This is a genomic window from Chitinophaga sp. 22308 (genome assembly GCF_052045305.1).
Classification (GTDB): Bacteria; Bacteroidota; Bacteroidia; order Chitinophagales; family Chitinophagaceae; genus Chitinophaga; species Chitinophaga varians_A.
In genome coordinates this window covers 248,048-262,268 of the sequence record NZ_JBQEOP010000001.1, presented here as the reverse complement: position 1 = coordinate 262,268, position 14,221 = coordinate 248,048, and the positions used below count along the sequence as shown (strand labels likewise).

The window sequence follows — 14,221 nt, the reverse complement described above, 5'->3', positions numbered from 1 at the left end:
CATTATGATCGCTGCTTACGACGTACTGATAATAGGAGGAGGACCCATCGGAATAGCCTGCGGACTGGCCGCAAAAAGAGCAGGGCTCAGCTATGTCATCATCGAAAAAGGTTGCCTCGTCAACTCCCTCTACAATTACCCCCTGTACATGACTTTCTTCTCTACTTCAGAAAGACTGGAAATAGGCGGTATTCCTTTTGTGTCCATCAATCCCAAGCCCTCACGGCCGGAAGCGCTGGAATATTACAGACGTGTGGCCACCTCGGAAGCACTTAATATCAACCTGTTTGAAGAAGTCAGGGAGCTGCAGCCCAATGGCAACGAGTATTTCATCACTACCACCAAAAGCGCGTATCATGCCCGGCATGTGATCATCGCCACCGGTTTCTATGATATCCCCAACCTGCTGAACGTACCCGGCGAACAGCTGCCTAAAGTGACACACTACTATAAAGACCCGCATTACTACGCTACCCGCAAAGTAGTAGTGGTAGGTGCTCATAACTCTGCCGTAGACGCTGCACTGGAGACCTATCGCAAAGGCGCGCAGGTGACCATGGTGGTCCGGGAAGGAGAGATCGGCAAAAGAGTAAAATACTGGGTCAAACCGGACATTGAAAACAGGATCAAAGAAGGGTCTATCAAAGCATATTTCCACTCCACCATCAAAAGCATCGACGAACAATCGGTGACCATCGATACACCGGACGGAGAAGTATCTTTCGCCAACGATTTCGTGATCGCCATGACGGGCTACCAGCCTGATTTCTCACTGTTGCAAAAAGCAGGCATCCAGCTCTCCGACGATGCTAAAAAACTGCCTGTGTACAACCCCCTGACCATGGAAACCAATATGCCGCACATCTATCTGGCCGGCGTAGTCTGTGGCGGCATGGACACACACGTGTGGTTTATCGAAAACTCCCGCGAACACGCAGACAAAATCATACAATCAATTACGAATTAAGAATTACGAATTACGAATTAAGGGCTGTTTTATTGGGAAAGTTACTAAGTAATCTCACCATAAAACAGCCCTTAATTCGTAATTCGTAATTCCTAATTTGTAATTTGTAATTAGACTATATTGACCTCCCGTTCCAGTTCCACTCCAAATTTCTCCTGCACGCTATCCACTACCCGTTGAGACAGCGCATAGATCTCACTGCCTTTGGCATGACCATAATTCACCAGCACCAGTGCCTGTTTGGCATGCACCCCGGCATCGCCTTCACGGTAGCCTTTCCAGCCGCACTGTTCTATCAGCCAGCCTGCCGCCAGCTTGAAATGCCCGTCAGCCAACGGATACGCCACTATCTGCGGGAAGGCCGCTTTTAACGCTTCATATTGGGCCGCATCGATAGACGGGTTCTTGAAAAAGCTGCCGGCATTACCGATTTTAGCGGGGTCAGGCAATTTGGATGTGCGGATATTGATCACCGCCTGGCTGATAGCCTGTATGGACAGCTCTTTTACGCCCATACGATCCAGCTCCTCGTTGATAGCGCCGTAGCTGGTATTAAAGCGGGGTGTTTTATTGAGCCGGTAGGTAACGTTCAGAATAGCAAACTGGTTACGGTATTGTTTTTTGAAGACGCTTTCACGATACCCGAACGCACAGTCATTGTTCGTAAAAGTGACAACCCTGCGATCTGCCAGGTGCAAGGCTTCCAGTGAATGGAACGTGTCTTTTATCTCCACGCCGTAAGCGCCGATATTCTGCATGGGACTGGCGCCTACATTACCTGGTATCAGCGACAGGTTTTCCAGGCCAGCCATATCGGCGGCCAGGCAGTACTGCACAAAACCATGCCAGTTCTCGCCGGCGCCGGCTTTCACATATACGTGGTCGTTATCCTCGTCTACCACCTTCATGCCCTTGATTTCATTTTTGAGCATGAGCCCATCAAAATCCTGTGTAAACAGGATGTTGCTGCCACCACCGAGGATCATCCGGGGCAATCCCTTTACCCGTGGCTCATCCAGCAGGGCCAGCAACGCAGCTTCACTGTCAAACGAAGCGAAATAACGGCTCATTGCCGGGATGCCAAATGTATTATAGGATTGCAGCAACACATTTTCTGATACCATAATAGCTTAACTTTATATAGCAGCAAATATATCAGAAATTGTATGAAAACAGCTATCGTTATCGGAGCAACAGGTCTTACCGGTACCCATCTGGTAGCCGCACTGTTGCAGGACAACTACTTCAGCAAGGTGAAGGTGCTGGTACGGCAGCCCTGGGCGCATCAGCATCCGGGACTGGAAAGCATCATTGTTGACTTTGATGACGAAAAAAGCCTGGCGGCGGCCATTGATGGAGACGTGTTTTTTTCCTGCATCGGCACCACCATCAAAAAAGCCGGCACACAGGAGAATTTCCGCGCAGTGGATTACGGCATCAACGTCAGATGCGCCACCATCGCCCGCCGCAAAGACATTCCGCAGTTCCTGATGATCTCTTCCATTGGCGCCAATCCAAAGTCTTCCAATTTCTACCTGCGCACCAAAGGACAAACAGAAGAAGCTGTACTGGCCATGGGCTTTGTCGGCACCTACATTTTCCGGCCTTCTTTTCTTCTCGGTGAACGAAAGGAATTCCGCTTCGGAGAATGGCTGGGCAAGTATCTTATCCAGCTGTTTTATTTCCTGCTGCAGGGCCGCTGGAAGAAATACCGGGGCATTAAAGCCGCTACTGTGGCCCAGGCAATGGTGAGGGTCGCCAAACAGTTCGATCCCGGCATTCATATCTTTGAATCCGATGCCATACAAAATTTAGGAATTTAGATACCTTCGCTATCATGAAACGACTTATATTCTTTCTCTCCGTTATATGCATTGCCAGCTTGCCATTGTTAACATCCGCCCAGATTAACAATTACTATCCCGATACCTGGAAAGACAATGCACAGCCTGAAACGGTTGCGCTCACCGGCGCCGCCGCGGAAGCACCTTATTACATCACCAGCTACAAAATATCACGCGACTTCAATATCACGAACCGCGATAAAGCAGAAGCCGTCACACACTATAAAACTATTTACAAGAGAATACACATCAATACCGCCGCTGCTGCCGACAGCCTCACCCAGCTGGCGCTGACGCTGGAAACCAATGAACTATTGCGTGGCTTTCGTATCCGGTCCCTCCTCCCCGATGGCAAAACCATCAACCTGACAGACCAGACCAGGTCGCTCAAACTCAATGATGGCCGCACTGCGGTGGTAGTCAACAATATCCGGGTGCAGGCAGGCGGAGAACTGGAATATGAACTGAGCCTCAAAGAGCTGTTCGACTACGCCGGCGCGGATTATCTCCAGTCAGGCATCGCCAGCGGGCAGATACAGTTTATGCTGGTAGCGCCCCGTAGCTTGCAATTCAACTTTCATGCGGCCAACGGCGTACCAGGGATTACCGACAGCGTGGCCGGCAACAACCACTACCACCGCGTAGCACTGCAGCAGGTGCCGGCACTGCAAAACAATGATTTCTATTACTTCCTGCCACAGCTGCAACGCATCGATTTTGCCCTGAGCACAGCCACAGAAGGCAGAGACACCACCCGCCTCTCCTGGCAACAGTTCGGGCAGGACCTCTATATCCCTTATGTGTCCGTTAATAAAAATGAACAGAAACAACTGGAGAAAGAACTGGACCGCTGGCCCTTTCTGAAATACCGCCTCCCGGTACCACAGCTGATCTACCTGGTAGAACAATATATCAAAACAAACTATAGCCTCCGGCCTGCCAGCGATTTCTTTGAGCCACAAGACCTGAGCACTATCATCCGTACCAAACAGACAGACCGGAACGGCATGGTGAAGCTCATGATGGCAGCATATTACACGTTGAATATTCCCGTGCAGCTGCTGGCTACCGCTTCGCGCGATACCATCCCCTTACAGAAAAACCTGGTAAACCGTGCCGCGGCCAATAATATCCTGCTGTATTTTCCGGCCCAGCAACAGGCACTGGCCCCAACGGAGATGAATACACGTTATCCGTGTTATCCGCCCCTGTGGAGCAATACGCTCGCGCTTCGCTGCCGCGATACGCTGGTGGGTACAGAAAGCAAAGTGCTCACCGATTTCATCATGACGCCGCAACCGCAGTACACCTTCAGCAACAGCACGCTGGAAGCCAGCCTCAGCTCATTGAACCACCCTGTATGGAAAGTAACACAATCCTTCGGCGGCTATGGCGGCAGCAATGCTAAAAACGCTTTCATACAGGCCACTACCACAGAGGCACGCAACAATATCTTCAACGCGCTGCTGCCTTTTATGCCAGGCGCACGCACGATCGTATCTGTGGAAGCACAGAATGAAAAGTTCACCAACACGCCACTCGACAAACCGGTGGTGATCAACAGCACCCTGGAAACACCCGCCCTCATTGTGCAGGACGGCGATCATTACCTGCTCAGCATCGGCCAGTTACTGGCCGGCGTTCAGAACTACCAATACCATCTCCCGGAAGGCGACAAACCGGTGCAACTGGCCTTTCCCTACTACCAGGAAAAGCGTGTGCACATTGATCTGCCGGCAGGATATACCCTGGCCGACAAAGCAGCCTTCACGGCAGATATCTCCCATAACAATGTACTAGGGCTCAAAATGAGATGTGAGGAAGAAAACAGCCGGCTGCATATTTTTATCATCGAATGGTACAGCCAGAGCGAGTTAAAAGGAGAAGACAAAAAAGTATTGGGAAATATTCTTGACCGGTTCAAAAAACTACAGCTTCAACAGCTGACGCTGGTGAAAAAACAATAGTTATACACAGTCTACGTCCGGCACAATTACCACAGAGCGGAAACGTTTCTCTGCCAGCAACTGCACGAAAAACTCACGCAACACCTGTTTCACATGGGCGATCACTCTGCTGTCACGGGGAAGTTTGATCAGCATCTCCTGCAGGTAATTGTTCCGGACCCTTGCCACCAGTGGCGCCGCCGGTCCTACCAATTGCGCGCCGATATGCGGCTGCAGCCAGCTGGCCAGTATCTGCGCGGCCTGCTCCACTACCTGCTGGTTTTTATGTCGCAACGTGAGCTTCAGCACCCTGAAAAAAGGTGGATAGCCAAACTGTTGCCGCTCGGCAATCTCCGCTTCATACATGCTCCTATAATCGTGTTCGCTCACAAAATGCAATATAGGATGACGGGTATTGCTGGCCTGTATCAACACCTTTCCCATTCCGTGTTTACGGCCGGCACGGCCGCTCACCTGCTCCATCAGTTGAAACGCCCTTTCATTCACCCTGAAATCGGGATAGCTCAACAGGCTATCGGCACTGAGAATGCCCACCAGGTTCACGTTATCGAAGTCCAGTCCTTTCACCACCATCTGCGTGCCTACCAGGATATCGATCTCCTGCTCTTCCAGCAAACGGATCATTTTATTGTGACTGTCCTTATTACGGATAGAATCCACGTCCATACGCGCAATACGTGCTTCAGGAAACAGTTGCTGCAGATCGTCTTCTATCTTTTCGGTACCAAAACTTTTCGGGATGAGCGATTGCGAGCCACAGGCTTCGCAGGTATATACATAGGGATAACGGGTGCCGCAATAGTGGCAATGCAGTTTATCCTGGTTACGGTGATAGGTCAGTGATACATCACATTGTTTGCAATGCGGTATCCAGCCACAGGTGGTGCATAGCAGGAACGGCGCATATCCGCGGCGGTTCTGAAAAAGGATCACCTGCTTTTTCTCTGTGAGGCTTTGGGTGATCGCTGTTTTTAATGCCTGCGTGAAATTGCCGTCCATGGTTTTTTCGGCCATTTCCTGTTTGATGTCCACCACTTCGATGGCAGGCATCTGTATGCCGCCGAAACGTTCGTTCAGCTCTACCAGCCCATACTTGCCCTGCTGTGCGTTGTAATAGGATTCCAGTGCCGGTGTAGCAGAACCCAGCAACACTTTGGCTTTGAAGAGGCTGGCATAATAGATGGCCGCATCACGCGCATGATAGCGTGGCGCGGGGTCCTGTTGTTTATAGGAAGCGTCGTGTTCTTCATCAAGGATGATCAGTCCCAGGTCGCGGAAAGGCAGCAGCAGGCTGGAACGTGCGCCCAGCACAATCTGCACTTCGCCGTTTTTGACTTTGTTCCATATCTCCACTCTTTCGTTGTTGCTGAAGCGAGAGTGATAGATGGCAATGCTGCTGCCGAAGTGTTTCTGCAGCCGTGTGATGATCTGCGCGGTAAGCGCTATTTCGGGCAACAGATACAGCACCTGCCGGCCGGAGGCCAGGCATTCTTCCATCATCTTCACATATATCTGTGTTTTGCCACTGGAGGTAACACCATGCAACAGGGTTACCTGCTTCTCTTCAAAATGACGGCGGATAGCCTGCAAGGCCACGTCCTGTGAAGGGCTCAGGCTAAAGTCGATCTGTGCGTCCACCTTGTCGGTACGGATTCTGTCGACTGTCCTTTTTTCTATCCAGAGAATATTTTTGTCGACCAGCCCTTTCAGCTGGGCCGTGGTAGCGCCTGATTTCTTCAGCAGTTCATTTTGTTTTACGCTGCCTTCCGTTTTCTGCAGGTGCAGGTAAGCCAGTAGCAGTTCCATTTGTTTGGGTGCGCGGCCCATATCGTTGAAGAGCGCTGCCAGCTGTTCTTCGTCGTGATAGTCGGCATGCAGCTGTACGAAATTTTCCTTTTTTTCCCGGTAAACTTCTTTCAGCTCTTCATAAATGAGACATACTTTTTTCTCGATCAGTTTTTTGATGACGGAATACACTTCCGATTTATCGAGGATCAGCTGCACTTCTTCAATGCGCAGTTCTTTACGGATATGCAGCGCCTCCGCGATGAGATATTCGTCATCATCGAGGGCGGTAAAATCATCACCGTAGGCATCATTATATAACAACAGTGTTTCGCTGGAAAGCTTCAGGTGCGCGGGAAGCGCGGCGTTGAGCACTTCTCCTTCGCTGCACATATAATAGCTGGCTATCCATGACCAGAAGGCTAACTGTGTGGGATATATGACAGGGTCTTTGTCCAGCATATCCAGCAGTGGCTTGGTCTTATAGGCAGGCGCCTGTTCGTGCACCGCTTTCACGATGCCCGCATACTTTTTTTGTTTTCCGAGCTGTACTGCCACACGGCTTCCCGGCTGTAAAGCATGTTCCATGCTTTCAGGGACTGCATAAGTATAATTTTTAGGAAGGGCCAGCGGCAGTATTACATCAGCGTACTTCATCCTACGGGTTGCAATGTTGGATAATGACGGTATTTCCGGAGTTCCCGGTCCATGATGTCATAGGTCTGTTGTTTCAGGCTGTTGATATCATCGAGGGTAAGCCCTGTCACCGGGATGGCAGGCAGAAACACCACGCGGCATTTGCCGGGATTGAGATGCATAGGGCCGGTATGAGGCAACCGGTCTCCTGCATCAACGTATAACACTGGTTTGATAGGAATCTGCATTTCGATGGCCATCCGGAAAGCGCCGTTGTGGAACGGGCGCAATGGCTCATTGGATTCGTTGGTGGTCCCTTCAGGGAACACCAGGATGGAGATCCCGGCCTTCAGGGCGCTCATCATCTCTCTCACGCTTCGTGCACGGGCCGAGGCGTTGGACCGGTCCACGGACACGACAGAGTTTTTATAAATGAAGCCGAATGCGGGTATTTTGGCCATTTCCACTTTTCCCAGCGGGCGGAACGGCAGCCGCATTACTTTTACGGCAATGGCCGCGTCCAGGTAGGAACGGTGGTTCACCACATAGATACAAGGTTCTTTATCTTTATCTTTCTCTTTTTCACAGTCATATTTACGGGTAACCCTCATCCCTACTGCCGGAAACCACACATGCGCCCAGAAACGCAGGAAATAAAAAATGATATTTCCCCCCTTTTCCTTCCCCAGCAATGACGCCAGAAAAATTGGCGGCAGGATCAGGAACATGATGGACAGGAAAACGATAGCGGCGTACACAACATAAATTACACGCAACGGTTTCAGTAGAAAATTCATAAACGCCTTGTAAATGTGAATGATGGCGGAAAACTACGACTTTTTTCTGTCTTATCCGCCTTTGCGTGTACTACTCGCAGGCACAGGTCCAGTCTTTTTCCAGGTCAATACAGGTGATCACTTTCGCGTGCTGTTGGTCACAGGGAGCAAAGACAATACGGAGGTGCTGCCCTTCATGGGAATAGCCTTCCAGTGCATAGGTAGGGCATGGTTGGTCGTTCGGATTGGATTTTGCCGGATTTACAGTACCGGTGGACAGGATTTCCTGCACTTCTTCTTTTGTCACATGACGGCACTCCATCCGACAAATGGCATGCTTCGTATATTCCAGCTGTGCCTGCCGGTTGAGCGCTCCTTCAGGTACATCGGCAGACATTCTGCCGGAAGGGGTTACTACGGGCTTGTCCGTAATTGGCGCAGAAGCTTTTTTATCGCTTCCTTTCCACCACTCCTGATGCCAGCCGGCAAACAATAATAATCCCAGTAAAATAACGGGCAGGTACTTTTGCAATGATCTCATAATTCGATTAACAGACTCACCTTTTAAGAAAAGCGGCCCTAAATTACTTAATAATTACTTACCAAACTATGACATAAAAAGTTCCTACCTTTGCCCTCCTTTATGGAACAGGTTAAAACAGTAGCATTTCATACACTCGGCTGTAAGCTGAATTTTTCAGAAACCTCCACTTTGAGCAGGTTGCTGGAACAGGACGGGTTTGTTAAGACGGATTTTGAGAATACGGCAGATGTGTATGTCATCAACACCTGCTCGGTGACAGACAATGCCGATAAGGAATGCCGGCAGCTGGTACGTCGTATCCAGCGCCGCGCACCGGAAAGCATGGTGGTCATCACCGGCTGTTACGCCCAGCTCAAACCACAGGAAATCGCTTCTATTGAAGGGGTGGACCTGGTACTGGGCGCCGCTGAAAAATTCAACATCACCGAGCACCTGAAAACGCTTACCAAAGGCAACAGCGCCAAAATATGCTCCTGCGACATCGAAGATGTCAATACCTTCCATGCCTCCTATTCCGTTAACGACCGTACCCGCACCTTCCTGAAAGTACAGGACGGCTGCGACTACAGCTGTACCTTCTGCACCATCCCCATGGCCAGAGGCAAAAGCCGCAGCGACAGTGTTAACAGCGTAGTGGAAAATGCCGTTCAGCTGGCAGCCAGCGGCGTAAAGGAAATCGTGCTCACCGGCGTTAACCTGGGCGACTTCGGCAAAGGCCTCCACGGTGGCAAAAAAAGAGAAGAATCATTTTATGAACTGATACAGGAACTGGACAAAGTGGAAGGCATCGAACGTTACCGCATCTCTTCCATAGAACCCAACCTGCTCAGCAATGAGATCATAGAATTTGTGGCCAACAGCCAGCGGTTCATGCCTCATTTCCACATACCGCTGCAGAGCGGCAACAACGAAATACTGGGCCTCATGCGCCGCCGCTACCGCCGCGAACTGTACGCGGAAAAAGTAGCGCTCATCAAACAGTTCATGCCACACTGCTCCATCGGGGTAGACGTGATCGTTGGCTTCCCCTCTGAAAGCGATGCCCATTTCCAGGACACCTACGATTTCCTTCACAACCTCGATGTGTCCTATCTGCATGTGTTCACCTATTCCGAAAGGGCCAATACCCCCGCACTCGAAATCAATCCTGTAGTGCCGGTCAACATTCGCCACGAACGCAATAAACAACTGCGTAACCTCAGCCACAAAAAACAACAGTACTTCCAGGAACAACACCTGAACCAAACCCGCAAAGTATTGTTTGAAAGCCACAGTAAAGACGGCATGATGGAAGGTTATACCGATAACTACATCCGTGTTACCACCCACTTCCGCGAAGAATGGGTGAATCAGCTGGTGGACTGGGAACTGCGATAAATCCGCTATCAGGAAGGCTTACGGCGTAGTATATCCCCCCCAGCTTCTGAAAAAAGATACAGAGAGGGTTCAATGATAATGCCATCTACATCGGACTGATGAACGGCTATTTCGGGAAACCCGGATCAGCCTTCACTTCTTCGATTTGTTTGGTATGCCTGACAGCGTGGGCGGCATCAAACAGTAATAACTGGTACGCATCTACAGTACCGATGTTGGGATTGTCTGCAATATGTTCCCGCAACTGGTCTTTAGTGTTGGTGACATAATCAATCAGCTGGTCGCGCTGCGTCACAAAAGCATTGATGGCGTCCGCCGGCGAAGCATAACTGTGTTTGGGCTGGGCAAAAGGCGGCGCTTTGAACTTATGGCTGCGGTCTTCCACCCCTTGCAGGATCTGGTCGTCAGTCATCTTCATATCCTTTCTGCGCTCCGGGTTGGCCGGTTCACTCACCATCTTCTTTTCCTCGTCGATCATCGCCTTTTCAATGATGGTGATATGTTCCACACAATCGATCACCGACCAGCGATCAGCTGCAGGCTTGAATTCCAGTTGCGCGTCCGTAAGGCCGGCCACAGCTTTCAACAGGTTGTCCTTCGATTCTTTCAGCTGATTGATCAGCAGCGTCCTGTCTTCCAGCCTGACAGTATACAGCGGGGGTAGGGTGAAGCCGGAAAGCAACACCACGGCCAGTGATAAAAACAGTTTTTTCATGGAATTAAGTTTTGGTGGAGAGATGGGGTTGTAAGTCACACCAAAACTATACAAAAATCAGGGTTCCTGTATCAGGTCAAGAAAAGTTTCCCGGGAGATGAAACCTGCGCCCAGCGAGGCGAGATGTTCCGTTTCCACCTGGCAGTCGATCAGCTTCAGCTCCTTTGCATATGCCTGTACAAAAGTGATAAAAGCCGCCTTGGAGGCGTTGCTGACGTCTGCAAACATGGATTCGCCAAAGAAGCAGGGTCCTATTTTAACACCATAGAGGCCGCCAACCAGCTGGTCGTCCAGCCAGCTTTCCACAGACATGGCATAGCCGGCCTGATGCAGGCGGATATAGGCCTGCTGCATCTCCGCTGTGATCCAGGTGCTGTCCTGGCCGCGGCGGGGAATACGGCTGCAACGTGCAATAACAGCAGGGAAATCGGCATTGTAGGTAATGCGGAACTGTTGACGGCGCAGCACCTGCTTCATACTGGAAGACACTTTCAGGTCGGCCGGAAACAATACAAAACGGGGATCGGGGCTCCACCAGAGTATGGGTCGTTCGTCAAACCAGGGGAAGATACCGGAGCGGTAAGCCAGCAGCAGCCTTTCCACGGAAAGGTCACCACCTACGGCAAGCAGGCCATCCGGCTCGGCAAGATGTACCGGGGGAAAAAGCAGTTGTTTATTGAGACGGAAAACGGGCATGGAAAACAAAATCGGTTAGCGGTCCGCCATCTCCTCGATAGTGGCGCTGATACCTCTTTCCACCAGCGCTTCCCACATAGGGCGCAGCTTGTGGTATTCCCCTTCCTTCACAGCATATTTACCATTGTGATGTATAATAAGGGCACATTGCTCCGCCTGCTGGTGGGTATGGCCGCATACTTCAATCAGGGAAGCGATCACCCAATCGAAGGTATTGACATCGTCATTCCACACCACGAGGCTGAAGGGAAATTGTTCATCTTCGGCCACCAGGATGTCCTCTAACTCTTCCGTAAATACCTCTGTATTAGTTCTTTCGCTCATTTTTAAATAAAGCTTTACGCAAAATTACATGGATTATTCGTTAATTTATTCATATTTGACCCAGAGAAATGATTATTTAAGATTTGTTTATTTTCATATTACCTGCTTCGCGCCACCTGCGGCGCAGTAAACGGTGAACAGATAATAAACAAAATAACAATGTGTTTATGGTCCATAGCTTGGTTTTATTGATGGATACCCATCTGCCCCTGAAAGATCCGGTACCTATTTTTTCATTGGTACTGTTTATTATTCTGCTGGCCCCGATCATCCTCCGCAAATTCCGCATCCCCAGTATCATCGGACTGATACTTGCTGGTATGGCCATTGGTGATCACGGCTTCGGCATTATCGAAAAGGGCAGTATCGATCTGTTTGGCAAGGCAGGCCTGCTGTACATTATGTTCCTGGCCGGCCTGGAGCTGGACATGACGGAGTTCCGCAAGAACCGTTACCGCAGTATGGTGTTTGGCGCGCTGACCTTTTTCATCCCGCTGCTGCTGGGTTTTGTGGTATGCACCTATGTACTGCATTTTAATTTCAAGGCCACCCTGCTGGTATCCAGCATGTTCGCCACGCATACGCTGGTAGCCTATCCGCTGGCCAGCAGGCTGGGTATTACCAAAAACGAAGCCGTGACGGTGGCCGTAGGCGGCACCATCATTACCGATACCGCCGTGCTGCTGATACTGGCCGTTATCACCGGGGCGCAGGCCGGCAACCTCAACACCACCTTCTGGGTGAGACTGGGCATATCCCTGGCAATATTCGCCCTGATCATCCTCTGGCTGATGCCTATGCTCGGACGTTGGTTTTTTAAGAAGATCAAGGACGATAAAACCTCCCACTTTATCTTCGTAATGGCCCTCGTGTTCGCCTCCGCTTTCCTCGCGGAACTGGCCGGCGTAGAAGGCATCATCGGCGCGTTTCTCGCCGGGTTGGCGCTCAACCAGCTGATCCCGCACACCTCCCCGCTGATGAACCGCATCGAGTTTGTAGGCAACGCGCTCTTTATTCCGTTTTTCCTGATCAGCGTGGGCATGCTGGTAGACCTACGCGTACTGCTCAAAGGTCCCGAAGCACTTATCATTGCAGGGGCGCTCACCATTATGGCCCTCAGCAGTAAATGGTTTGCCGCTTTCTTCACCCAGCTGATCTTTAAATACAGTCCTACCCAACGCAATGTGATCTTCGGCCTGAGCAGCGCGCACGCCGCCGCCACCATCGCCGTGATCCTCATCGGTTTTAATATGGGCATTGTCGATGAACATGTGCTCAACGGCACCGTAGTGCTCATTCTCATCACCTGCCTGGTAGGCTCTTTCGTTACCGAAAATGCAGGACGCCGGCTGGCACTGCAGGAAGCAGAACAAAAACCGGAACTGCCGGACCAGCCGGAACGTATACTGGTGCCCGTTTCCAACCCGGACCGTATCGAAGCGCTGCTGGACTTTGCCGTGATGATCAAAGATGCCAACGTCCCCACGCCTATCTATCCGCTGGCCGTGGTGCAGGACAATGACGAAGCACGCGACAAGATCCATCTGACCAATAAAATGATGGAAAAAGCCATCATACACGCCGCGGCCACCGAAAGCAACGTGCAGGTGGTCACCCGCATCGACCTCAACGTGTCCGATGGCATTGCCCGCGCCGCCAAAGAACTGATGATCAGCGACGTGGTGCTGGGATGGACTGACAAAACCAGCACTACCGACCGTCTCTTCGGCAACATCTTCGGTACCACCATGGACAACGTGTTGCAGAGTGTATGGGAAACGGTATACGTGTGCAACTTCCTGTACCCGCTCAGCACTACCAAAAAGATGGTACTGGTACTGCCGCCTAATACAGAATATGAACTGGGATTCCTGCACTATATGCAGAAAATGTTTCTGCTGGCCAAACAGGCCGGCGCCAAGCTGCTGGTGTTCTCCAACGCCAGAACACAGTCCCTCACGGAAGCCTTTATCACACAGTCCAAACTGAGCGTGGAAGTCACTTTCAAACAATTTGAAACGATCGAGGATTTCCTTGTCCTTTCCCGCGAAGTGACCCGCGACGATCTGGTGGTAGTGGTGACAGCCCGCAAAGGCACGTTGTCCTATCACGCTTACCTGGAAAACATTCCGGCTAAAGTGAGCCGTCACTTCAAAGACAATAATGTGATCCTGCTGTATCCGGAACAAACAGAAATAGACTACCTGGAAGCCGGACTGCAGCCCGAGGACCTCACCCTGGCACCTATACAGGAGCAACTGGCCAATCTGAACAAACTCGGCAAAGCGTTCAAACGTATCTTCAAAGGGCCTAAAAAATAACGGTCATCATCACACGTTATGTATACAATCCATCCGCCATATCAAGAATGTCAAATATTTTCACCCGCTTCAAACCCTTTATTGTAAAGGGTTTGAAGCGAACACCTTCATAAAGTTTCAAAAAATATTTGGTAGAATAAAAATAGTTTATACCTTTGCAATCCCATCGAACGAAAGGCTCGGCGGTAAACAAGAAAGAAGGGAGCTTAGCTCAGCTGGTTCAGAGCATCTGCCTTACAAGCAGAGGGTCACTGGTTCGAATCCAGTAG

General features: G+C 50.6%; 12 protein-coding genes. 5 read left to right on the top strand and 7 right to left on the bottom strand.

Annotation, left to right across the window (positions count from 1 at the left end):
- The first annotated feature begins 4 nt into the window (after positions 1–4).
- A complete protein-coding gene (locus ACTJJS_RS01065) occupies positions 5–967 on the top strand; it encodes a YpdA family putative bacillithiol disulfide reductase (protein ID WP_168869713.1) in 963 nt (320 codons plus the stop codon).
- 110 nt (positions 968–1,077) lie between these two features.
- Here ACTJJS_RS01065 and murB read toward each other — a convergent pair whose 3' ends face one another.
- The gene (murB, locus tag ACTJJS_RS01060) at positions 1,078–2,091 is read right to left on the bottom strand and encodes a UDP-N-acetylmuramate dehydrogenase (RefSeq protein ID WP_440662083.1); all 1,014 of its coding nucleotides are present in this window, start codon (positions 2,089–2,091) and stop codon (positions 1,078–1,080) included.
- A 42-nt stretch (positions 2,092–2,133) separates the two neighbouring features.
- Here murB and ACTJJS_RS01055 point away from each other — a divergent pair, with 42 nt between their 5' ends.
- Together ACTJJS_RS01055 and ACTJJS_RS01050 are read left to right on the top strand one after the other, a co-directional pair.
- A complete protein-coding gene (locus ACTJJS_RS01055) occupies positions 2,134–2,790 on the top strand; it encodes an oxidoreductase (RefSeq protein ID WP_440662082.1) in 657 nt (218 codons plus the stop codon).
- Positions 2,791–2,804: 14 nt separating this feature from the next.
- The gene (locus ACTJJS_RS01050) at positions 2,805–4,778 is read left to right on the top strand and encodes a hypothetical protein (protein ID WP_440662081.1); all 1,974 of its coding nucleotides are present in this window, start codon (positions 2,805–2,807) and stop codon (positions 4,776–4,778) included.
- Here the strand turns inward: ACTJJS_RS01050 and priA are convergent, their stop codons facing one another.
- The 3 genes from priA to ACTJJS_RS01035 form a co-directional block, all read right to left on the bottom strand.
- Positions 4,779–7,220, bottom strand: a complete 2,442-nt coding sequence (gene priA, locus ACTJJS_RS01045) for a replication restart helicase PriA (RefSeq protein WP_440662080.1) — start codon at positions 7,218–7,220, stop codon at positions 4,779–4,781.
- Entirely contained in the window at positions 7,217–7,996 is a 780-nt protein-coding gene (locus ACTJJS_RS01040; RefSeq protein WP_440662079.1) for a lysophospholipid acyltransferase family protein, read from the bottom strand. The genes priA and ACTJJS_RS01040 overlap by 4 nt, the downstream gene beginning before the upstream one ends.
- 70 nt (positions 7,997–8,066) lie before the next feature.
- Positions 8,067–8,516, bottom strand: a complete 450-nt coding sequence (locus ACTJJS_RS01035; protein ID WP_440662078.1) for a DUF4258 domain-containing protein — start codon at positions 8,514–8,516, stop codon at positions 8,067–8,069.
- A 102-nt stretch (positions 8,517–8,618) separates the two neighbouring features.
- On the opposite strand from ACTJJS_RS01035, the gene mtaB reads away from it, so the two are divergent.
- Positions 8,619–9,896: a tRNA (N(6)-L-threonylcarbamoyladenosine(37)-C(2))-methylthiotransferase MtaB gene (gene mtaB / locus ACTJJS_RS01030; protein WP_440662077.1), complete on the top strand. Its 1,278-nt coding sequence runs from the start codon at positions 8,619–8,621 to the stop codon at positions 9,894–9,896.
- A gap of 106 nt (positions 9,897–10,002) precedes the next feature.
- Here the strand turns inward: mtaB and ACTJJS_RS01025 are convergent, their stop codons facing one another.
- Genes ACTJJS_RS01025 through ACTJJS_RS01015 form a run of 3 tightly spaced genes read right to left on the bottom strand, consistent with a single transcriptional unit; the run spans position 10,003 to position 11,631 of the window.
- Entirely contained in the window at positions 10,003–10,611 is a 609-nt protein-coding gene (locus ACTJJS_RS01025) for a DinB family protein (RefSeq protein WP_440662076.1), read from the bottom strand.
- A 57-nt stretch (positions 10,612–10,668) separates the two neighbouring features.
- On the bottom strand, positions 10,669–11,307 hold the full coding sequence (gene aat, locus ACTJJS_RS01020) for a leucyl/phenylalanyl-tRNA--protein transferase (protein ID WP_440662075.1): 639 nt from the start codon (positions 11,305–11,307) through the stop codon (positions 10,669–10,671).
- Positions 11,308–11,322: 15 nt separating this feature from the next.
- Positions 11,323–11,631 (bottom strand): ATP-dependent Clp protease adaptor ClpS, encoded by a 309-nt coding sequence (locus tag ACTJJS_RS01015; protein ID WP_168869724.1) that lies wholly within the window; start codon positions 11,629–11,631, stop codon positions 11,323–11,325.
- A 167-nt stretch (positions 11,632–11,798) separates the two neighbouring features.
- On the opposite strand from ACTJJS_RS01015, the gene ACTJJS_RS01010 reads away from it, so the two are divergent.
- Positions 11,799–13,952 carry a cation:proton antiporter domain-containing protein gene (locus tag ACTJJS_RS01010; protein ID WP_440662074.1) on the top strand — a complete coding sequence of 718 codons (2,154 nt, stop codon included), beginning with the start codon at positions 11,799–11,801 and terminating at the stop codon, positions 13,950–13,952.
- Positions 13,953–14,221 lie beyond the last annotated feature (269 nt).